Consider the following 21,543-nt stretch of genomic DNA (forward strand, 5'->3'; position numbering starts at 1 on the left):
TCGATGGCTTCCCAGCGTCTCATCCTCGGCAGCGGCCTTGCGATCCTCCTCGTCATCAGCGCGGCGTCGATCGGGCTGGATGTCAAGTCGCGCAGCGAGATTGATTCGGTCGACCGCACGCTCAGAATCCTCAAATGCATTTCGGACGCGCGTCCGCTGCCGCGCGCCGTCGAGAGCACAGCGCGCGGCTTCGCGCTGACCGGCGACGCGTCCTTTGCCGACGAGTTTCGCGAGCAGAGCAAGGCCCTCACTGCCGCCTTCGACGAATTGATGGCCGCGGTGAATTCGGCGCCCGGGGAGGCGCAAATGATCGCGGGCACCAGGGGAGAGGTCGCGCGCGCCATCGCGCTCGGCGCCGAACTGATCCGGTTGCGCACGGCCGGCGATACGGCCGGAGCCGCCGCGCTGATCTCCGCGGGCGAGAGCCGCTCCCTGATGGATAAGGTCGGCACGGCGCTCGACCGCCTGGTCACCGAAGAGCGCCGCCTGCTCGGGATTCGCACCGAGCAGTCGAAGACCAATGGCCGGCTGCTGCTGATGATCGATCTCGCCGGCGTAGTGATGATCCTGCTGCTCGCGGTCGCGCTGACGGTGACGGCCCGGCGCGCCAGCCGCGAACTGCAGGGCGCGCTCAGCGCGACCAAGGCGACCAATTTGTCCCTCGAGGGCAAGGTGGCCGAACGCACCAAGGATCTCGGCACCGCGCTCGAGGAGCTCCGCCGCTCCACCTCGGTGATGGAAACCACGTTCCGCAGCATGGCGGAGGCGGTGCTTGTCATCGACGCCAGCGGCACCGTGCTGCTCTCCAACCCGGCCGCCGAGAAGATGCTGCGCTACAAGCCGGGCATGACGGTCCGGCAGCTGCGCGCCATGAGCAACGTGTTCCAGGCCGACGGCGTCACGCCGATGCAGGCCGACGACATGCCGTCGGCCAGGGCGCTGCGCGGCGAGGAATTCGACGGGCTGGAATTCGTCGCCAAGCCGGTCCGTGGCGCCCCTCCGATTCACCTCGTGGTGTCGGGCCGGCCGTTGCGCGACGAAGACAACACCATCACCGGCGCGGCGCTGATCTATCACGACATCACCGCCTCTCGCGAAACCGAGCACAAGCTGCAGCAGGCGCAGAAGCTCGACGCCATCGGCAAGCTGACCGGCGGCGTCGCGCACGACTTCAACAACATGCTGACGGTCATCACCGGCACCACCGAAACGCTGGTCGACAGCCTGCGCAGCCAGCCCAAGCTTGTGCAAACCGCCGAGCTGATCGACCGCGCCGCCGAGCGGTGCCGCGAGCTGATCCAGCATCTGCTCGCCTTCGCCCGCCGCCAGCCGCTGGAGCCGCGCACCGTCGACATCAACGGCACCGTGGTCGATATCGCCAAGCTGCTGCGGCCGACGCTGGGCGAGCAGATCGAGATCGATCAGGTGCTCGCGCCCGATGTCGCCAGCGTCCATATCGATCCGTCGCAGCTTGCCAATTCGCTGCTCAACATGGCGATCAATGCCCGCGACGCGATGCCGAACGGCGGCAAGCTGTTGTTCGAGACCAGCAACATCGTGCTCGACGATGCTTATGCTGCTGTCAATCCCGACATCACGCCGGGCCGTTACGTGCTGCTCGCGGTCAGCGACACCGGCACCGGCATGTCGCACGCGGTGCAGGACAAGGTGTTCGAGCCGTTCTTCACCACCAAGGAGGTCGGCAAGGGCTCCGGCCTGGGCATGAGCATGGTGTACGGCTTCGTCAAGCAGTCCGGCGGCCATATCAAGATCTACAGCGAGGAAGGCCACGGCACCACGATCAAGCTCTATCTGCCCCCTGCCCGCGGTCAGGTCGAGGTCGAGGCGCCTGCGCCGGAGCCGCCGCGGCGCGGCAGCGAAGTCATCCTCGTCGTCGAAGACGACCAGCTGGTGCGCAACTACGTGGTCACGCAGCTTGGCGCCCTCGGCTACAAGACCATTGCCGTGCCCGACGCCCGCGCCGCGCTGGCGCTCGTCGACAAGGGCGAGAAGTTCGACCTCTTGTTCACCGACGTCATCATGCCCGGCGGCATGAACGGCCGGCAGCTCGCCGACGAGGTCACCAAGCGCCGTCCCGGCCTCAAGGTGCTCTACACCTCCGGCTATACCGAAAACGCGATCGTGCATCACGGCCGCCTCGACGAAGGCGTGCTGCTGCTGGCCAAACCCTATCGCAAGGCGCAGCTCGCCAGCATGCTGCAGCAGGCGCTCGGCGAGTGATGTGAGTTACCGCGTCGCCAGCGCGACGCCGGCGAGCGTGAACAGCAGCGCTGTGATCTGGGTCGGCCCGAGCGGCTCGTGCAGCGCGACGGCGGAGGCAATCACGCCGATGACAGGCACCGCCATGGTGCCGATCGCCGCCACCGAGGCCGGCAGCCGGGCGAGCGCGGCAAACCAGGCGACATAGGCGACGCAGAACTGGATCAGCGTCGAGTAGACCAAGAGCCACCAGCCGACCGTCGTGACGCGATCGAGATGCGTGGTCTCGATCAGGAGGCCGATGATCGCGATCGGCACGCAGCCGAGACCGATCTGCCAGGCCGCGGCCGGGATCGGCGGCATCACCAGCGGATATTTCTTCGCCAGCACGGTGCCGAGCGCAAAGCCGAAGGCGCCGCCGAGCGCCATGATGATTCCCGGCAGCTTGTCCTTGCTCGCGGAAATCCCGTTGCCGCCCATGATCGCGGCAAGGCCTGCGAATGCCATCACGAGCGCAATGGTCCGCAGCCACGTCGGCCGCTCGCCGAGCACCGGCCAGGCCAGCAGCGAGGCCCAGACCGGCATGGTGTAGGCGATCAATGCGGTCTCGCTCGCCGGCAGCCACAACAGCGCGAGCCCCATCAGCACCATCCAGCCGGAGACGTTGAGCGCTGCATACAGCACGAGGCGCGGCCACAGCCTTGCCTCGACATGCAGGCTCTGGGCGCGGAGCAGCGCCAGCACCGCCAGCAGCACGGCGCCGATCACGCCGGTGATGCCGCGCAAGGTCAGCGGCGGCAGCTCGCTGAGCAGGAACTTGGTGGACGGCCAGTTGAACCCCCAGCCCACCGAGGTGATGGCGAGGAACATCAGGCCGGCGGGCGCAAGGCGCGGCCGCGCGAAAGGCTTCTGGTCTGTCATGGAACCCGGCAAGGGTGTGAAGAGGATGTGAGTCGGCCGCAGCTTGCCCGCGATTTTGTCGCCCGACCATCACGCCTCTGACATGCCTGATCCTTACTTTGCCCGTAGGGCTACGTGAGTCCCCAAAATTCAATCAGCCACGGCGAATAAAATCTTCGCCTGTGAACAGCGGGGCGAACCTCCAATCCACAGGCGATAGGAATTTTTTTGGCTTGGGAATCCCTGAGGACTCACCGATAGTTGGCTCGATCACAGGCGCGGCACCGACCCCTGTTATCCCCCTCCGTCCACCATATTTAGTGTTTGATTCAGAAACTCGTACTAGTCCTTGACGGGCGCAACGGACATGGCCTAGCTTTCAACCTGTTCGGCGCGAGTGTGTTTGGGTCCCCGCCGGTCGCTCCCACAAGGGTTCCAAAATGACCACTCCGCCAGGCCTTCGGGCCGCGGGTGAAGGGCTTGTCTGCCCTGATTTTGGGCCGCCGTTGGGACGACAGAACGGGCCGAGAAGGACCCGGAAACAGAGGCCGTAACCGGCCCACGAGAAGCGTTGGCGTGACGTGTCGCGTGAGCGTTTGGGGCGTTGAATGCATGACCTGGAAGACCCGAAACATCGGTGTCCGCGCCGGGATCGTGCCGCCGCCAGGGCCGGGTCAAACCGGCGCCGGGCGGATGAGAGAAACAGGCCGGGTCCACCGGCTGAGCTGCGGATGACGGGAGGCGTGCTGACGCGTGTTCCCTGAGTCCGCGAACAGATAACATTCCGGCAACCTGCGAATAACGTGGGACCGGGCAGAAGAAGAGACGGGGCTCGACCATGCGAATCGAACGACGCAACACCACCAGCGGACAGTCTCCCTATGCCGGGATCAATTTCCGCCTGACCACATCTGAGATCCGCAACCCGGACGGCTCGGTCGTGTTCCGCGCCGAGAACGTCGAGGTTCCGGAGTTCTGGTCGCAGGTCGCCTCCGACGTGCTGGCGCAGAAGTATTTCCGCAAAGCGGGCGTTGCCGCGCGCCTGAAGAAGGTCGAGGAAGAAACCATACCGTCGTGGCTGTGGCGCTCGGTGCCGGACACCGAGGCGCTTAGCCTGCTGCCCGAGAACGAGCGCATCGTCGGTGAGACCAGCGCCAAGCAGGTGTTCGACCGCCTCGCCGGCTGCTGGACCTATTGGGGCTGGAAGGGCGGCTACTTCTCCTCCGAAGAAGATGCCCTCGCCTTCTTCGACGAGCTGCGCTTCCAGCTGGCAAAGCAGATGGTCGCGCCGAACTCGCCGCAGTGGTTCAACACCGGGCTGCATTGGGCCTATGGCGTCGATGGCCCCGGCCAGGGCCACTATTACGTCGACTGGAAGACCGGCAAGCTCACCAAGTCGAAGTCGGCCTATGAGCATCCGCAACCGCATGCCTGCTTCATCCAGGGCGTCGGCGACGACCTCGTCAACGAGGGCGGCATCATGGACCTCTGGGTGCGCGAGGCGCGCCTGTTCAAGTACGGCTCCGGCACCGGCTCCAACTTCTCGAGCCTGCGCGGCGAAGGCGAAAAGCTCTCCGGCGGCGGCCGCTCGAGCGGCCTGATGAGCTTCCTCAAGATCGGCGACCGCGCCGCCGGCGCGATCAAGTCGGGCGGCACCACCCGCCGCGCCGCCAAGATGGTCGTGGTCGATGCCGATCACCCCGACATCGAGACCTACATCGACTGGAAGGTGAAGGAGGAGCAGAAGGTCGCCGCCCTCGTCACCGGCTCCAAGATCAACCAGAAGCATCTCAAGGCCGTGATGAAGGCCTGCGTCAACTGCGAAGGCAGTGGCGACGACTGCTTCGATCCCGAGAAGAACCCGGCGCTGCGCCGCGAGATCAAGCTCGCGCGCCGCAACCTCGTGCCCGACAACTACATCAAGCGCGTCATCCAATTTGCCAAGCAAGGCTACAAGGACATCCAGTTCGACATCTACGACACCGACTGGGATTCCGAGGCGTACCTGACCGTCTCCGGCCAGAACTCCAACAACTCGGTGTCGCTGAAGGACGACTTCCTCCGCGCGGTGGAAACCGACGGCGACTGGAACCTGATCGGCCGCACCACCAGGAAGGTGACGAAGACGCTGAAGGCGCGCGACCTCTGGGAGAAGATCGGTTACGCCGCCTGGGCCTCCGCCGATCCCGGCCTGCACTTCAACACCACGATGAACGACTGGCACACCTGCAAGGCGTCCGGCGACATCCGCGCCTCCAATCCGTGCTCGGAATACATGTTCCTGGACGACACGGCGTGCAACCTCGCCTCCGCCAACCTGCTGACGTTCTACAGCACGACCACCAAGCGGTTCGACATCGAGTCCTACGAGCACCTCTGCCGGCTCTGGACCATCGTGCTCGAAATCTCCGTGATGATGGCGCAGTTCCCGTCGAAGGCGATCGCCGAGCTCTCCTACGAGTTCCGCACCCTCGGCCTCGGCTTCGCCAATATCGGCGGCCTCTTGATGACCATGGGCCTGCCCTATGACTCGAAGGAAGGCCGTTCGCTCTGCGGCGCGCTGACCGCGGTGATGACCGGCATCTCCTACAAGACCTCGGCCGAGATGGCGGCCGAGCTCGGCACCTTCCCGGGCTACAAGAAGAACGCCGCGCACATGCTGCGCGTGATCCGCAACCACCGCCGCGCCGCCCACGGCGAAAGCCGCGGCTATGAGGCGCTCGCCGTCAATCCGGTGGCGCTCGACCACGACTCCTGCCCGCAGGCCGACATCGTCGCGCATGCCAAGCTGGCGTGGGACGATGCGCTGGCGCTCGGCGAGGTCAACGGCTATCGCAACGCGCAAGTGACCGTGGTGGCGCCGACCGGCACCATCGGCCTGGTGATGGATTGCGACACCACCGGCATCGAGCCTGATTTCGCGCTGGTGAAGTTCAAGAAGCTCGCCGGCGGCGGCTACTTCAAGATCATCAACCAGGCGGTGCCGGCGGCCTTGCGCGCGCTCGGCTATCGCGAGAGCGAGATCGCCGAGATCGAAGCCTACGCCGTCGGCCACGGCTCGCTGTCGAATGCGCCCGGCATCAACGCCTCGACCCTCAAGGCCAAGGGCTTCACCGACGAAGCCATCGCCAAGGTGGAAAAGGCGCTGCCGACCGCGTTCGACATCAAGTTCGCCTTCAACAAGTGGACCTTCGGCGAGGACTTCATCCGCGACACGCTCGGCATCGGCTCCGAGGCCATCGCCGCGCCTGGCTTCGACCTGCTCGCGGCCGTTGGCTTCACCAAGCGCGAGATCGAGGCCGCCAACGTCCACATCTGCGGCGCGATGACGGTGGAAGGTGCCCCGCATCTGAAGGCCGAGCACTACCCGGTGTTCGACTGCGCCAACCCCTGTGGCAAGATCGGCAAGCGTTACCTCTCGGTCGAGAGCCACATCAGGATGATGGCCGCCTCGCAGCCGTTCATCTCGGGCGCGATCTCCAAGACCATCAACATGCCGAACGACGCCACGGTGGAGGACTGCAAGTCCGCCTATTTGTTGTCGTGGAAGCTCGCGCTGAAGGCCAACGCGCTGTACCGCGACGGCTCGAAGCTGTCGCAGCCGCTCAACTCGCAGCTCATCGCCGACGATGAGGACGAGGACGATGCGGTGGAAGCGCTCTACGAGAAGCCGATGGCGGCGCGTGCCACCCAGGTCTCGGAGAAGATCGTCGAGAAGCTGGTCGAGCGCATCATCGTGATGCGCGAGCGCGAGAAGATGCCGGATCGCCGCAAGGGCTACACCCAGAAGGCTGTGGTCGGCGGCCACAAGGTCTACCTGCGCACCGGCGAATATGACGACGGCCGGCTCGGCGAGATCTTCATCGACATGCACAAGGAAGGCGCGGCGCTGCGCTCCTTCATCAACAATTTTGCGATCGCAGTGTCCCTGGGTCTGCAATACGGCGTGCCGCTGGAAGAATATGTCGACGCCTTCACCTTCACCCGCTTCGAGCCCGCAGGCCCCGTCCAGGGCAACGACTCGATCAAGTACGCGACCTCGATCCTCGACTATGTCTTCCGCGAGCTCGCGGTGAGCTATATGAGCCGCTTCGACCTCGCCCATGTCGATCCGAACGAGTCGGGCTTCGACGCGCTCGGCAAGGGCGTCGAGGAAGGCAAGGAGCCGGATGAGGCCCCCGCCCAGCACCAGGCGACGAAGTATGTCTCGAGGGGCCTGACCCGTTCGCGCACCGACAACCTCGTCGTCATGCGCGGCGGCTCGGCCGCGGTGAGCGCGAGCGCCGACAACGCCCCCGCCGGCGGCAGCCGCGTCACGTCGCTGGCCTCGCACGGCGCCAGCGCCCGCGGCGCCTCCGACACCATCGAAGGCGCGGTCGCCCTGAAGCAGGAGGTCAGCCATGACCTCTCGCCGACCGAGAAGCTCGAGGCCCTGAACTGGAGCAAGCCCGGCACCGCCGCAGCCGCCGCCCCGTCCAAGGCCGAGCGTCGCGCCGAAGCGAAGGCCAAGGGCTACGAAGGCGAGATGTGCTCGGAGTGCGGCAACTTCACGCTGGTGCGGAATGGGACGTGCATGAAGTGCGATACGTGTGGGTCCACGACGGGGTGTTCGTGAGGTTAGTTGGAGTAAAAACTCCCAGTTATAACCGTAGCATCCAAGGGCGGCCAAAAGAGGCCGCCCTTTCTTCTAACAACACAGCACATTCGATTTGGGCGGACGCGATTTGAACCCTATACAGCCCCACCATAGTCCCATTAGCATTTGAGCTAAGCTTAAGTTAGCATCCTTTCTATCGGACCTTTCTCTTGAGCGAGCTGCCATGCCATTTGAAAACATCACATCGGAGCAGCACGAAGCGTTTCTTTCTTCCCTCAGGTGGGGGCAGTACAACCTACTTCTAGGCGCAGGCGCCAGCGTTGATTCATTCAACAAGCTAGGAAACCTCCCAACCGGTGGTACCTTCAAAGATGAACTCGCCGCGTTGAAGGGAGCGAATAAATCACAACCATTGCAACGCATCTTCTCCCTTCTGACCCAGAAAGAGGTCGCAGAACACGTCCAAAAGCGGTTCGAAAACTGCACGCCAGGTCCAACTTACCAATTGCTTTCTACCTTTATCTGGAAACGTGCCTTCACGTTTAACATCGATGACGCCGTGGAGGCTGCCTACAACCTAGAGGTCGCAACGACGGCCAGCGTGATCGATCTAATGGACGATCCGCTTGTTCTAATCGTAGATAACTTGGCCGACCAGGTATCCGTCTTCGGTGAACTCCTAGATCGATTAGAAAAGAAGGACGTCGTCATTCTTGCGGCAGACCGATCGTACCGATTCCGATACATACAGCAATCGCTCTCTGGCGCCGAATATTCGATATACAACGACCTCTCGCTCAAGGCCTTGGACGTCGAGCGTCAGCATGCTCGTCACGCTGTTTCTATTGAATATCATCCTTTCGCGCTAACGACTCTAGGCAAGATTCTGTTAGCTCAAATGACGATGAAGGAGTTTTCTTTAGGTTCTTCGTATGCAGAAGCTTACGAGAAATTGAACGAAGCGATCTCGTTGGAGAAGTCATGGTCACGCAAAGCGATTCAGCCCTACGTTTTGCTGTTTCGGGGAACTACTGACTTTGTGCTGCGCGGCGGCACCCTCTCTGTTAAGCAGTTAGAGAATATTCAAGCCCTGATTAAGGATAGCGAGAAAATATTCAAAAGGGACCAAGAGATGAAGGACGCGCTGCAAGGCTTACGAACTGCACTCTAGTGCTGGTCGGCGCGATTTTCGCGCGTAAGCATTCTATGCTGAGAGCCTCTGACGACCAACATCGTGCAGTCTACCGCGAGGCGTTGGCACGCTTTTCAAGAACCAGCGTGCGGTCGGCGATGTCCTTCAATTCGAACGCCTGGGAGTCGAGGAACGCGACGGACCCGTTGTTGGGGTCCGCGGCGAGGCGATGGGTTTCACCGAGATGATGCTTCAGCCAGGCCCGCTGCTCGGTCTGCAATTGCGCGTGCGCCTCGCCCTTCGACTTGGCGAGAAGCGCTTGATAGGCGGTGTTGAGCCTGGTGTCCCACTTGTCGATTTCGGCCTTGCCGCAATCGAGCATCTTCGTCGACACCCCTTCGGCCTTGTCCATGCACGCATCATACTCGGCGCTTTGCTGCGCGCGGACCGACAAAGTCCCGACCACCAGCGCAGCTGCAACAATGACAAGCCTTCGCGCAAGCATGACCGCGTCCAAATCACCCTTCTGCGTCTTTCGACAACCATCGCCGCACAAAAGCGTCCGAAATGAGATCAAAGGAATGATGCACCGGCTATCTGGCGATGCTGCCCAGCAAGCATAGGCGGATGAGCCAACGGGTCGCGCGAACGCGCGCCCGATGACGGGCTCCGCGATATCCGGGACCAGCATCGCAGGACGTTACCACCCGATCCCGCATATCGCTTCGCTCATGCGGGCTACCGGCTTTCCAGACATGGACGGCCCTCATGGGACGGGGAATGACGAGGCTCAACAAACGGTCAGGCGTCGCGGCGCATCGCTCGTGGTTCTCGTCATCCCCGGTTAGATCAGCCTCGGGTGCTCGGCGCGGGCGTGTTGAGCAACTGTTGCTCCCACAGATACGCGATGCCGCTGCCGCCGGCATGCTGCGTGATCACCTCGGTCAGCTTGGCGGCCTGTTCGGTCCGGGCCCAGTCGCGCTGCCATTCGGCCGCCACCGCCAGCCAGGTCATCATGTTGGCGCCGGCCGCGATCATGCGCTTGATGGCGACCTCGTGCGCCTCGACCGACACAGCGCCCGACGCATCGGTGACCACCGTCACGTCCCAGCCTTCGCCGAGCGCCTGGATCGCCGGCATCGCGACGCACACCTCAGTCCACAGGCCGGCGATGACAAGCTGCTTGCGGCCGGTAGCCTTGACCGCATCCACCACGTTCTGGTCCTGCCAGGTGTTGATGAACGTCCGGTCGATCACCTCTTGGCCGGGAAACACATCCGTAATCTGGGGGAACAGCAGACCGCCTCGTTCCGCTACCACGCTCGTCAGGATCGTCGGGACACCGAAGGCCTTGGCGGCCTTCGCCAGGCCCGCCGTATTGTTGATCACCATCTGCGGTTCGTGGCTGTTCACGTTCGCAAGCTGGTAAGGCTGATGGTCGATCAGAACGAGCACCGAATCTTCAGGACGAAGAAGCGAAGCAAGCCCGTTACGAAAACTCATGAATTCATCCTCTGTTGTGGTGAGACATGCGCCGACTGCGGCACTGTGCCCAGACACTTGTCATTCCTGTTGGTGATACGATAGCGCCCTATTCTGCCAAGCTGTGTCGCACAATGGGGAACGCCGAATTGGACGTCGAAGACCTGGTTGCATTCGTCGAAGTCGCAGATGCCGGTGGCGTCTCGGCCGCCGCGCGCCGGCTCGGCGTTTCGAAGTCGATCGTCAGCCGGCGGCTGGTCCGGCTTGAAGCGGAACTAGGCGTCCAGCTCCTTGCAAGAACCACCCGTGGCGCCGCTCTCACGGAAGCCGGGAACATTTTTCGAGATCATGCGGCCAGAGTCCGCGCCGAGATCGATGCGGCCAAGGAAACAATCCTGCCTGCCGGAGAACTAAGCGGCCGCTTGCGAATTGCCGTGCCGCTTTCCTTCGGCCCCAACCACTTCGCCCCCGTGCTCGCGGAAATGGCGCGACGCCATCCCCGGCTTCACATCTATACCGCCTACAGTGATCGCTTCGTCGATCTGATTGCCGAGGGATTTGATTGCGCCATCCGGGTTGGCTATCTCCAGGACTCCAACCTGATCGCGAGACGCGTCGGGCCGATCTACGGGAGGCTTGTCGCGAGCCCGGACTATATTGAGGCGCACGGTGCCCCGGAGACGCTGGACGAGCTCATCGCGCATGAAGCGCTGATGCAGGGCACCGAAACCTGGCAACTCATGGATGGCGACGAAATCGTCACGGTTCATCCGCGGGGGCGCTTCAAGGCCGACAACGGCACAGCTCTCGCCGTCGCCGCGGCAGCAGGGCTCGGCGTCGCCTGGCTCCCCGATTGCGTGATCCATGAATACCTGGCATCCGGAACGCTGGTTCCGGTCATGACACGCCATCCGCCACCTTCGGCAGGTGCCTACGTCGTTCGCCCGCCGGGCCAGCATCCCTCACGGAAGGTCCGGGCCCTCACTGAATTGTTGATCGAGCGTCTCGAAGACAATCCGCCCCTTGCGTGAGCCGCGCTGCCCGAATGATCCATCGAAGTACGAAAGCGACGACGTAGACCGGGCGGGCATAGCAAGCGTGGCCCGGATCAGCCAACGGGTCGCGCGAACGCGCGCCCGATGACAGGCTCCGCGACATCAGGAAGCTGCGCGCAGGTCGCAAGGTCAATCCCGCAGATCACTTCGCTCATGCGGGCGACTTGCCAAGGCTATTTCGGTGCGGTCAGTCTATCGACTTCCTGTTGGAGTTTCTGAAGGTCATAACCCGCGCCTTGCAGCATCGTGCTGTTGAAACGGACCAGCGCGGCGGTTGCAACGGCCTCCTTGATTTGAGCATCGGTCGCACCAGCGGCTTTCGCCAATTTGGTGTGACCGTAAACGCAATAGACGCACGGAATTTGTGCTGCCACACCGAGCGCAATGAGTTGCTTGGTTTTCGCGTCCAAAGCTCCCTTGGGATTCATCACAGCCAGCTGTTCGTCCCAATGCGGCTTCAGGACCTGCTCGGGAAGTGTCTGCTTCAAATATTCAGGAGCCTCCTGAGCGCTGACGCTTGGTTCCGTTGCCAAGGCCAACAACAGCGCTAAACCGGCACTCGCTAGTAAGGTTCTCATGACTGATCTCCCTTAAGTATAATTTGCGCCGAGCAATCAAAGTCGCCGCATGGCTGTGTGGCTCAGAACCACGCCCGCGGTTTGCAACGAGCCTGATTAGAACAGGGAAATGCGACCGGCGAAATGGGATTCAGCGCTGCGTTTGCACAGCAGCAATCCTGAGCCGCTCATATCCGCTTTGGGTGAATCGCGTCGTCTTTGCAGTCGGCCAGCTATTTCTGGTCTACCCGGACATGTCGCTGCATTGCGCCAACTGACGCGATGGGCCAGAAGCGGACACGCTTCGCATATCAGGGCTGAGTTGATACCGGACCAATGCCGGGGAGGCGGCACTCACGGGCTCCGAACTCGTTTTTGAAGCACTTTGTAGCATCATGCATTGCTACGTGCTTTGCGAAAAATTCTTTGGACCAGTCGCGCATGTCGGCCTTCTGGGTTGCTTCCAACATGATCCCGCGCTGAGGATCGTCTCGAAGTGTTCCGAGAACAATTCCCCGCCCGACACCAACGTGCGCGCAGCTATTGGTATACGCGAATATCTTGAGATACTCGGCATCGATTGATCCCTTGATCACTCGATCCACTCGCGCTTTCATTAGTGTGATAGTGGAGAAAGTACCGTCATGCGCGTAGCTCACGTTGTCCGTTGCGTCATAAATGGTCGCTTCGATGACAACCGGTGCGTCGATGTCGGTCGGGATACGTTCGTAGAGGATGCCGATTAATGATGCTGGCGTACCCGGCAACACACAGGCCAATGCGTTAGTGCAAGCAGCGCAATAAGCAATAAAACAGACAGCCCACGTACGCATAGCGGCAAGCCAATTGTTGGTCATCGCGCGAGGATGCCAATTCTCTGCAATGTCCGCAACGGGTCAAAATCCGACCGGGCGGCCCGCCTTGCCCAGGTCGGCTCACCTTCCGAAAGCAGACGTTGCAGCCTTCAAAGCAAGCGCAGGGCGGATGAGCCCACCGGGTCCGCGCGTAGCGCGGCCCGATGACAGGCTCCGGCGTAATCCGCCGTCTCGCTGGCAACAGTCGCGGCGGGTTTCGCTTCCGCCTTCGCTCAATGAGCTACCGCCGACACGTCGCCAACCCGCCCCACTGCCTCCGCGGACGTCAGGCCGCTTTCGCAGTCTTGTCTTCCGCCGGCGCGGTTTCCATCGCGCGCATGTAGAGATCGAGCAAGCTTTCACGCTCGTCACGCTCGTCCTGATCCTGCTTGCGCAGCTTGACGATCTCCTTGAGGATCTTCACGTCGAAACCTTCGCCCTTCGCCTCCGAGAAAACTTCCTTCTTCTGCTCGCTCAGTTCCGCCATTTCGGCGTCCAGGTTCTCGATCCGCTGGACGAAGGAACGAATTTTTCCGCCGGGAATGGTGATGTCGGACATGGTGTCTCCTGCTGAATGAGGTCGTGAAAATGAAAGCAAAGAGATGACCAATGTCTTAAGCCGCGCGATCGCCGCGGCGCCTCGATCGCGGAGGTATTTTTGTGACGACGGCGATCACGCGACGACACCGCGCTCGCATCATCGCATGCGCAACAGATCACTCAGGCCTCACCCGCCACCCGCAACGTGATCCGCGTCAATTCGGATGGGCGGCCGAGCCGCAAGGCAAAACCCGGCCAGAGCGCGGTGCCGTTGTTGACGTAAAGCGTCATCCCGTCGACGTCGTAGCGGCCTGAGACGAATCCGGCATTGGCAGGCGCAGCCAGGCGGTCGATCCCGATAATCAAGCCGCCATGAGTGTGGCCGGAGAGTTGCAGGGCGACGCCGTGTGCGGCGGAGTTGCGTGCGTCGCTCGGCTGGTGGTCGAGCAGGATGATGGGCGCGCCCTTGGGGGCGCCGTCGAGCACCGCGGCAAGGTCGCGGACCGGATGCGGCCTGCGGCGCGACGCGCGGTCGGTCATCCCCGCGATCACCAGCCGGCCGCCGCCGCGTTCGAGCACGATGTGCCTGTTCTCGAGCGAGCGCAGGCCCAACGCTTCGTAGTGCGCCATCCATCCGTCGTAGCCGAAGATATATTCGTGATTGCCGGAGATCACGTACACGCCGTCGGCGGCGACAAGATCCCGCAACGGCTCGATGTCGTTGCGCCGCGCATCGATGGTGCCGTCGATCAGATCGCCGGTGATCGCGATCAGGTCCACGCCGAGCTTGTTCGATCGCGCGACGACCTCGCGCGCCCACGGCGCCGGAAACAGGCGGCTGATGTGCAGATCGGTCAGTTGCAGGATGGTGTAGCCGTCGAACTGTTGCGGCAGCCCGCTGATGCCGACTTCGACATCCCTGAGCGGCGGAATGCGCATGGCCTGATGGACGCCGATCGCGGCGGCCGCGGCCGCCACGCCAGCAAGCGCGTAGCGGACGCCGTCGGGCGCACCGACGAAGCCGCCATGGATCAGGGCTGCGACCAATAGCCCGGCATCGAGCGCCAGTTGCAGCAGCGCCAGCAGCATGACCGCACCGAACGCCCAGTTGAAGAGCGCGACCACCGGACGCGGAAACTCCGGCGAGAATTCCGATCCCGACGACCATCTGTTCCAGCGGTGAAACTGCAAGGCGACCAGCACCAGCAACGCTGCGACGATCTTTGCCGGGAGCGGCCAGTCGAGCGGCCAGATGAAGCGGGCCAGGATCAAGAGACTGGTCAGGCCGAAGATGAGCTGGGGAATGGGTCTCGCTCCGGATTTGGATCGGGGGCTGTGTGGTGGGCGCTCAGCGAAGGTAGGGTGGATCGGACGCGGGCGTAAGCCGCCGATCAGCACATTTTCGGCATGTGGCGCGGCGCTAAGACGCCCCGCGCGCGCAGCTTTGCCGGGGAGCAAGGCTGACGTGGCATCGCGGCGGGCGCCCGCACTATTTCGGAATAATGGAAATGTATCGCTGATTTGCCCGACGCGTCAAGCCGCTTTTCCGGGTGCCGGCGGCAACCTGCTCCTTTGCATGGGGTTGTTTTCGATATTTTGGGATTCCTGGCCTTGCTTCGTCGGTATCAATATCTCGGTCGCATCCGGCAGATTGACCGGCACGCGGACAGTATCCATATGCATCTGCATGAACCGGCTGCCCGCGCCGTTTCGCATCCACCTGGACACAGCCAAATACCATCGGCTCCCCGTCCCCAGCATTCCGGAGTCGCCGTGGCCGCCCTCTCCATCCTTGACCTCGTCCGCGTGACCGAAGAGACCGACGCGCGCGGCGCGCTTTACAATGCGCGCGATGTCGCCCGCCATGCCGAGGCGCTCGGCTATCGCCGGATCTGGGTGGCGGAGCATCACAACATGGCAGGCATTGCGAGCGCCGCGACGTCGGTGGTGATCGGGCACATCGCGGCGGGCACCAAGACCATCCGGGTCGGCGCCGGCGGCATCATGCTGCCCAACCACGCGCCTTACGTGATTGCCGAGCAGTTCGGCACGCTGGCGCGGCTGTTTCCGGACCGGATTGACCTCGGCCTCGGCCGTGCGCCGGGCACCGATCAGCTCACCTTGCGCGCACTGCGCCGGACGCCCGAATCCGCCGAGAACTTTCCGCAGGACGTGCTCGAGGTGCAGGCGTTCCTGGCGGCCGCCGGTCCCAACCAGCGCATCCAGGCGGTGCCGGCCGCGGGCACCGACGTGCCGCTGTGGATCCTCGGATCGAGCAATTTCGGCGCGATGCTGGCCGGCGAGCTCGGCCTGCCCTACGCCTTCGCCTCGCACTTTGCCCCCGAGCTATTGATCCAGGCGCTGCAGATCTATCGCGCGCGGTTCAAGCCGTCGGAGCAGCTGCAGCATCCCTACACCATGGTCGGCGTCAACATCATCGCCGCCGACACCGACGCGGAAGCGCGGCGGCTCGCCACCACGCAGCAGATGTCGTTCACCAACATCTTCCGCGGCGCGCGCGGCCTGAGCCAGCCGCCGATCGACGACATCGAGAGCTACTGGTCGCCATCCGAGAAAGTCCAGGCGATGCGGATGCTCGCCCGCTCCATCATCGGCTCGCCCGAGACGGTGCGTGCCGGCATCGATGCGCTGGTCGCGGAGACCGGCGCCGACGAATTGATGATCGTGTCCGACGTCTACGATCACCAGAAGCGGCTGCGATCGTTCGAGCTGATCGCGGAGGCCGGCGGGATCAAGCCGCAAGCGTAGGGCGGATTAGCCGAAGGCGTAATCCGCCCTTCTTCGCAGCCGATCGGCGGGTTACGCTGGCGCTGACCCGCTCTACTCTTGCCATTCAATGCGCAGCGACGGCTTGCGGCGCCACCTGCTTGGCGCGGTTGTCGAGGCTGAGCGCGCCGGCGCCGAACGCTGCGATCTGCAGCAGTCCGCCCGCCATCATCACGTTCTTCAGGAAGTGGATCATCTGGTTCTGGTCGGCGAAATTGCTGTGGAACGCGATCGCGGTCGCGATCGAGAACACCGCCAGTGCCAGCGCCACGGCGCGGGCCTGATAGCCGGCAATCAGCAGCAGGCCACCGCCCAGCTCGACGGCGACCGCCACCGCAAAAGCGAGCGGCGGAAACGGCAGGCCGACGGCGCTGATCAGACCAGTCGTGGTCGTATACGCGCCGAGCTTGCTGAGGCCGCTCATGGCGAACGGGAGGCCGATCAGAAGCCGGCCGGCGAAGGGAAGATAATTGGTAGCGCTCATGGTCGTGAACCTTTCTTGCGTGGATGAATGCGGCGCCCCACCGTGCGTGGCCTCGCCGGTCGCGAACCGTCTTGCTGTCCGCTTCGTCCCTGTTATCGCCCCGCAGCCGCCGATCGATTAGTCGGCCAGTTTCAGACGGATCGTTCCACCAGAAGAACGGTCGCGCGGCATGCGACGACGGCGCACCGGACCACCCAGCGCCGGGATCACGCAGCGTCGTTCAGTCTGTGGAACGCTCCGTCTGGCAAACACCGGCTAATGCGGCCGGTCGGTCGCGCCTATGGTCCCCTGCATCGAAGGAGACGGACCATGTGCGATATCCTGATGAACAACCTGATCAAGGCCCTGCGCAGCTTCCAGCACGCCTGCCTCACGCCGGCCATCCGGGACGACGACGAGGACGATGGCGACATCGCAACGCCGAAGACCAGCCTCGACGACGGCTGGTGAGGCCGCTCGCGAGGCGCCCTCGCCGGCCATCCGCAGACCCAGCGGCGCGCCGATATCGCGCCCGACATGGCGGCACGCGGGGCGCCGCCGCGCTGGCTGTCGGACGGCTTTCCGGTCGACAGGCGGCGATTCGACGTTGAAAATCGAAGGGAACTATGATGCGGATGAATGATCTGGTCCCGCCCGATGCGGGCGGAATTGACCTGGCAGCGCCCTTCATGCGGGACTTCAACGACCTCTATTTCTTCGCGGCAGTGGTCAAGCACGAGGGGTTTTCGGCCGCGGCACGCGCGCTCCGCCTGCCGAAGTCCAGGATCAGCCGCCATGTCGCGCTGCTGGAGGAGCAGCTCGGCGTTCGCCTGATCGAACGCTCGACGCGCCGCTTGAGCATCACGGCGATCGGCCGCGACGTCTACCGGCATGCGCAGACCGTGGTCGACGCCGCGGAGGCCGTCGATGAGGTTGCTCTGCGGATGAAATCCGAGCCGCAGGGCCTTGTCCGCATCGGCTGCCCGGTCGGCGTGCAGCGCGCGCTGGCGCCGAAATTGCCCGAGCTGTTCGCCAAATATCCACGCCTCAGGGCGCAATTCCTCATCACCAACCGGCCGATCAATTTGATCGAGGAGCAGGTCGACGTCGCCATTCGCATCCGCGACAGCCTCGATACCGACAGCGAGATGCAGATGCGCAGGATCGGGACCAGCCGGAGGCTGCTGGTCGCGAGCCCGGCCTTGCTCAGGGCGCACGGCGCGCCCAAGGCGGCGGGAGATCTCGCGGCGCTGCCGATCCTCGATGCCACGGAAACGCCGGGCCCGCGGACATGGGAGCTGTCAGGCCCGCGCGGGCAAAAGGCCTCGGTCGCCGTCGAGCCGAAGATCTCGGCGGGTGACTTCACCATCCTCATTCACGCGGCCCAGGCCGGGCTCGGCATCGCGCTGCTGCCCGAGCTGCAATGTCAGGACGCACTCAGCGAAGGCAAGCTGGTCCGCGTTCTGCCGGACTGGAGCGCCAAGGACGGCATCATTCACCTCGTGTTTCCGTCCCGCCGCGGCATGTTGCCCGGCGTCCGCGCCACCATCGATTTCCTGGCCACCGCGCTCAAGGCGCAGATTTAGCTGGCTCAGGTCTGGCTGGTCCGTCCTGCGCGCTCGCCGTTCAGCCGCACACGCGACGGTTTTTTCTTGCTTTGCCCGCGTGCACCCCTACGGTGCGCCCGTCACGACGGATACGATCTCAACGATGGACGCGGCCATGAACTGCCCGAAATGCAATTCCGAGCATGCCTATCAGGACGCGGCTCTCTGGGTCTGCCCGGAATGCGCTCATGAATGGAGCGGCGAGGCGATCGCAGTAGCCTCGCAGGAGGCAAGCGTGCGCGATGCGCACGGCAATCCGCTGGCGGACGGCGACAGCGTCATCGTGATCAAGGATCTCAAGGTCAAGGGCTCGTCATCGGTCGTCAAGGGCGGCACCAAGGTCCGGAACATCCGCCTCACCGACGGGAGCGATGGACACAACATCGCCTGCAAGATCGATGGCATCGGCGCGATGAACCTGAAATCCGAGTTCGTGAAGAAGGCCTAGCAAGCGTCGGGCCGGTGAGCGGACCGCATCCTCAACGTGGCGCTTCTCCTGCCCTGTGCGTTCGCTCACACCCTGCTCAATGCCTGCGCGATGTCGGCGACCAGATCGGACGGATGCTCGATGCCGATCGAAAGCCGGATCGTCGTATCCAGCACCCCGATCTTCTTCCTGATGTCGGCCGGCACGCCGGAATGCGTCATCGTCGCCGGCAGGCTCGCGAGCGACTCGGTGCCGCCCAGACTCACCGCGAGCTTGAAGATCTGCAAGCTGTTGAGGAATTTCTCCGCGGCCGCCTGCCCGCCGACGATGTCGAACGAGAAGGTCGAGCCGGCACCAGAGCTTTGGCTTGCGAACACACGCCCCGCCGGCGACGCCGCGTCGTGATGGCCGAGATAATGCACCTCGGCCACCTTGGGATGGTCGCGCAGATAGTCGGCGACAATGTGCGCATTGCGATCGGCCTTTTCCATGCGCAGGCTGAGCGTTTCCAGCGAACGGCTGATCATCCAGCAGGAATGCGGATCGAGCTGGGTGCCGATCGCGCCGCGCAGCGCCTTGACGTCTTTCATCAGCTTCTTCGAGCCGAGCGCCGCGCCCGCGATCAGGTCGGAATGGCCGCCGACATATTTGGTCAGCGAGTAGAGCGAGAGGTCAGCGCCGTGCTCGATCGGCCGCTGAAACACCGGCCCGAGCAGCGTGTTATCGCAGGCGATGATCGGGGTAAAACCCTGCGCCTTGCCGATCGCGTCGGCGACGCGCCTGACAAGCGCGATATCGACCTGGCCGTTGGTCGGATTGGCCGGCGTCTCGATGAAGATCATCGCGACACGGCCCTTCTTCATGGCCTCGTCGGCAGCGGCGCGGACGATGCTCTCGTCGAGGCCGTCGGCAAAGCCGACGGCTTGAATCGAGAACCCCGCCAGCGTCCTGCTGAACAGCGTCTCCGTGCCGCCATAGAGCGGCTGCGAATGCAGGATGACGTCGCCGGGTCGCGCGAAGGCCAGCACCGTGGTCGAGATCGCCGACATGCCGGAGGAGAACAGCGCACAGCTCTCGGTGCGCTCGTAGATCGCAAGCCGGTCCTCGACGATCTCGCTGTTCGGATGATTGAAGCGCGAATAGACCAGCCCCGCTCCCATGCCTTCCGGAGGCTCGCGCCGGCCCGAGACGAAGTCGAAAAAGTCCTTGCCGTCCTCGGCGGTTCGGAACACGAAGGTCGAGGTCAAAAATACCGGCGGCTTGACGGCGCCCTCCGACAGCTGCGGATCGTAGCCGTAGTTCAGCATCTGGGTTTCCGGATGCAGCAGGTGATTGCCGATGTGGGTTCTGGACGGAAACGGTTTGACCACGGCCAGTCTCCTTGTTCGAGGAACCGTCGCATGTGCGGCAGGCCCTTGAGAATCTGCCGCAAGCATACTCCACCTTTGTGCCATTCCGCCAAAACACTGCGTCGAACACTCTGGATAACGAACGGCCGGCGTGCGCCCCGCGCCGCCGGCCGTCCGAAAACCGTAGCTCGCATCGCGCGTGCGTGATGTCGCTTGGCTCACGACATCGGGACCGATCGCCGACGCGGCCTGCTCACGCTGCGCGCTGCGCTGAATACACGGCTACCAGCCGCGATCCACATTGCGCACCTCGCCGGTCCGCGCATCGACATCGACCTGCATCCAGCGGCCGAGCCGGTCACGGCCCTCGACTTCCCACTCGTCGCCGAGGAACTTGGTGTTGGACACCGTCACGATGCCGAGATTGGTTGCGACGTCGAGGGCCGCCTCCATCGAGATCTGGCTGCCGGAATCATAGGCCATCGCCGGCGTCGCTGCGCCGATCGCCAACGCCGCAATGGCGGGAATAATGAAGCTTCGCATCAGTCACTCCTCATGGAACGGGAAATCATGTCGCATAAAACGAGCGGCAGACCCGATCAGTTCCAGGAACAGCGGCCACGGAGCAGCGCGAAACTTCAGCAGTTAAGGCAATTTGGTGGCAGTTCCAGTTTCACCGACGCGCGCTGCGCGACTTGCGCGTTGCCTTCTTCCACATCCGGAAGCCGCCCTCGAACGCGTTGGCGTTGTCGCCGAATCTGACCTTGGGCGGCGGGTTGTCGACCTTGTCGGCATTGCCGCCGCCGAGCACGACGTAATCGGGCTCCAGCGCCGCGGATAGCTGCGCAATGACGTCGTCGACGCTCTTGCGCCATTTCTTCCGGCCGCGCCGCTCGAGGCCGGCGGCGCCGACATAATCCTCGAACGTCTCGTCCCTGTGGTAAGGCAAATGCCCAAGCTCCATTGGCTCGTAAACCCCCTCCACGATCATCGCCGAGCCAAGCCCGGTGCCGAGGCCGAGAAACAGCATCCGCCCGCCCTGATAGCTGCCGATCGCCTGCATCAGCGCATCGTTGACGACCTTGACCGGCCGGCCGAACGCGCTGTGAAAATCAAAGCCGGCCCAGCCGCGGCCGAGATTGTGCGGCTCCGTCAGTGGACGGTTGTGCACCACTGGTCCGGGATAGCCGATCGAGATCACGTCATAGGACCAGTCCCTGGTCAGCGCCTTGACCTGCCGCACCATCTCGGTGGCGGACAGCGTTGGACCTGACTCGAATTCGCGCTTGATGCGCTCCTTGTCGGTCATGACCTTCACATGCGTGCCACCAATGTCGATCGCCAGCACCGTCCGGCGCGACGCGGGCTTCGTCGTCTTCCTGGCTGTCGTCTTGCTTGTCTTCTTGCCTGTCTTCTTGGCCATCGGTGCGATCTCTCTTGTGGGCACCGAGTGGAGCAGAGAAACGCATCGCGCGCCACAGCTCCGTTCTGCATTTGACTCCAGTTTGTTCGCGAGGAACGAATCGGAATCGAGAAAATCGGCGCAGCTCAAGCATTAACAAGATGTGTGCGC

General features: G+C 63.4%; 20 protein-coding genes. 8 read left to right on the forward strand and 12 right to left on the reverse strand.

Annotated elements, in window-relative coordinates:
• The first annotated feature begins 3 nt into the window (after positions 1 to 3).
• Positions 4 to 2,241 carry a CHASE3 domain-containing protein gene (locus tag AC066Y_RS16540; protein WP_478274808.1) on the forward strand — a complete coding sequence of 746 codons (2,238 nt, stop codon included), beginning with the start codon at positions 4 to 6 and terminating at the stop codon, positions 2,239 to 2,241.
• A 6-nt stretch (positions 2,242 to 2,247) separates the two neighbouring features.
• Here AC066Y_RS16540 and AC066Y_RS16545 read toward each other — a convergent pair whose 3' ends face one another.
• Positions 2,248 to 3,141, reverse strand: coding sequence for a DMT family transporter (locus tag AC066Y_RS16545; RefSeq protein WP_478274809.1), 894 nt, complete (start codon positions 3,139 to 3,141; stop codon positions 2,248 to 2,250).
• Positions 3,142 to 3,958: 817 nt separating this feature from the next.
• Here AC066Y_RS16545 and AC066Y_RS16550 point away from each other — a divergent pair.
• Positions 3,959 to 7,735 (forward strand): vitamin B12-dependent ribonucleotide reductase, encoded by a 3,777-nt coding sequence (locus tag AC066Y_RS16550; RefSeq protein WP_478274810.1) that lies wholly within the window; start codon positions 3,959 to 3,961, stop codon positions 7,733 to 7,735.
• A gap of 205 nt (positions 7,736 to 7,940) precedes the next feature.
• The gene (locus AC066Y_RS16555) at positions 7,941 to 8,888 is read left to right on the forward strand and encodes a hypothetical protein (protein WP_478274811.1); all 948 of its coding nucleotides are present in this window, start codon (positions 7,941 to 7,943) and stop codon (positions 8,886 to 8,888) included.
• 70 nt (positions 8,889 to 8,958) lie between these two features.
• Here AC066Y_RS16555 and AC066Y_RS16560 read toward each other — a convergent pair whose 3' ends face one another.
• Both AC066Y_RS16560 and AC066Y_RS16565 read right to left on the reverse strand, forming a co-directional pair.
• Positions 8,959 to 9,540: a lysozyme inhibitor LprI family protein gene (locus tag AC066Y_RS16560; protein WP_478274812.1), complete on the reverse strand. Its 582-nt coding sequence runs from the start codon at positions 9,538 to 9,540 to the stop codon at positions 8,959 to 8,961.
• Positions 9,541 to 9,698: 158 nt separating this feature from the next.
• Positions 9,699 to 10,352, reverse strand: a complete 654-nt coding sequence (locus AC066Y_RS16565; RefSeq protein ID WP_478274813.1) for a hydrolase — start codon at positions 10,350 to 10,352, stop codon at positions 9,699 to 9,701.
• Positions 10,353 to 10,480: 128 nt separating this feature from the next.
• Between AC066Y_RS16565 and AC066Y_RS16570 the strand changes: the two genes are divergently transcribed.
• Positions 10,481 to 11,362: a LysR family transcriptional regulator gene (locus AC066Y_RS16570; protein WP_478274814.1), complete on the forward strand. Its 882-nt coding sequence runs from the start codon at positions 10,481 to 10,483 to the stop codon at positions 11,360 to 11,362.
• Positions 11,363 to 11,559: 197 nt separating this feature from the next.
• Here the strand turns inward: AC066Y_RS16570 and AC066Y_RS16575 are convergent, their stop codons facing one another.
• From AC066Y_RS16575 to AC066Y_RS16595, 5 genes are all read right to left on the reverse strand, one after another.
• Positions 11,560 to 11,964, reverse strand: a complete 405-nt coding sequence (locus AC066Y_RS16575; protein WP_478274815.1) for a carboxymuconolactone decarboxylase family protein — start codon at positions 11,962 to 11,964, stop codon at positions 11,560 to 11,562.
• Between the two features lie 290 nt (positions 11,965 to 12,254).
• Positions 12,255 to 12,800: a hypothetical protein gene (locus tag AC066Y_RS16580; protein ID WP_478274816.1), complete on the reverse strand. Its 546-nt coding sequence runs from the start codon at positions 12,798 to 12,800 to the stop codon at positions 12,255 to 12,257.
• A 283-nt stretch (positions 12,801 to 13,083) separates the two neighbouring features.
• Positions 13,084 to 13,356 carry a DUF2312 domain-containing protein gene (locus AC066Y_RS16585; RefSeq protein ID WP_478274817.1) on the reverse strand — a complete coding sequence of 91 codons (273 nt, stop codon included), beginning with the start codon at positions 13,354 to 13,356 and terminating at the stop codon, positions 13,084 to 13,086.
• A 161-nt stretch (positions 13,357 to 13,517) separates the two neighbouring features.
• A complete protein-coding gene (locus AC066Y_RS16590; RefSeq protein WP_478274923.1) occupies positions 13,518 to 14,642 on the reverse strand; it encodes a metallophosphoesterase in 1,125 nt (374 codons plus the stop codon).
• Between the two features lie 228 nt (positions 14,643 to 14,870).
• Positions 14,871 to 15,026: a hypothetical protein gene (locus AC066Y_RS16595; protein ID WP_478274818.1), complete on the reverse strand. Its 156-nt coding sequence runs from the start codon at positions 15,024 to 15,026 to the stop codon at positions 14,871 to 14,873.
• Between the two features lie 84 nt (positions 15,027 to 15,110).
• Here AC066Y_RS16595 and AC066Y_RS16600 point away from each other — a divergent pair, with 84 nt between their 5' ends.
• Positions 15,111 to 16,106, forward strand: coding sequence for an LLM class flavin-dependent oxidoreductase (locus tag AC066Y_RS16600; RefSeq protein ID WP_478274819.1), 996 nt, complete (start codon positions 15,111 to 15,113; stop codon positions 16,104 to 16,106).
• Positions 16,107 to 16,191: 85 nt separating this feature from the next.
• On the opposite strand, the gene AC066Y_RS16605 is transcribed toward AC066Y_RS16600, so the two are convergent.
• Complete coding sequence (locus tag AC066Y_RS16605) at positions 16,192 to 16,608, reverse strand: DoxX family protein (protein WP_478274820.1); 417 nt, start codon at positions 16,606 to 16,608, stop codon at positions 16,192 to 16,194.
• A gap of 309 nt (positions 16,609 to 16,917) precedes the next feature.
• Between AC066Y_RS16605 and AC066Y_RS16610 the strand changes: the two genes are divergently transcribed.
• The 3 genes from AC066Y_RS16610 to AC066Y_RS16620 all read left to right on the forward strand — a co-directional run bounded on the left by AC066Y_RS16610 (position 16,918) and on the right by AC066Y_RS16620 (position 18,642).
• Complete coding sequence (locus AC066Y_RS16610) at positions 16,918 to 17,058, forward strand: hypothetical protein (RefSeq protein WP_171947553.1); 141 nt, start codon at positions 16,918 to 16,920, stop codon at positions 17,056 to 17,058.
• A gap of 164 nt (positions 17,059 to 17,222) precedes the next feature.
• Positions 17,223 to 18,173, forward strand: coding sequence for a LysR family transcriptional regulator (locus AC066Y_RS16615; RefSeq protein ID WP_478274821.1), 951 nt, complete (start codon positions 17,223 to 17,225; stop codon positions 18,171 to 18,173).
• A gap of 124 nt (positions 18,174 to 18,297) precedes the next feature.
• Positions 18,298 to 18,642: a zinc ribbon domain-containing protein YjdM gene (locus AC066Y_RS16620; protein WP_478274822.1), complete on the forward strand. Its 345-nt coding sequence runs from the start codon at positions 18,298 to 18,300 to the stop codon at positions 18,640 to 18,642.
• Between the two features lie 65 nt (positions 18,643 to 18,707).
• Here AC066Y_RS16620 and AC066Y_RS16625 read toward each other — a convergent pair whose 3' ends face one another.
• The 3 genes from AC066Y_RS16625 to AC066Y_RS16635 form a co-directional block, all read right to left on the reverse strand.
• Positions 18,708 to 19,991 carry a cystathionine gamma-synthase family protein gene (locus AC066Y_RS16625; RefSeq protein ID WP_478274823.1) on the reverse strand — a complete coding sequence of 428 codons (1,284 nt, stop codon included), beginning with the start codon at positions 19,989 to 19,991 and terminating at the stop codon, positions 18,708 to 18,710.
• A gap of 261 nt (positions 19,992 to 20,252) precedes the next feature.
• Entirely contained in the window at positions 20,253 to 20,513 is a 261-nt protein-coding gene (locus AC066Y_RS16630) for a PepSY domain-containing protein (RefSeq protein ID WP_478274824.1), read from the reverse strand.
• A 130-nt stretch (positions 20,514 to 20,643) separates the two neighbouring features.
• Entirely contained in the window at positions 20,644 to 21,393 is a 750-nt protein-coding gene (locus tag AC066Y_RS16635; protein ID WP_478274825.1) for an ROK family protein, read from the reverse strand.
• Positions 21,394 to 21,543: the final 150 nt, after the last annotated feature.

It is taken from the genome of Bradyrhizobium sp. USDA3010 (genome assembly GCF_056429065.1).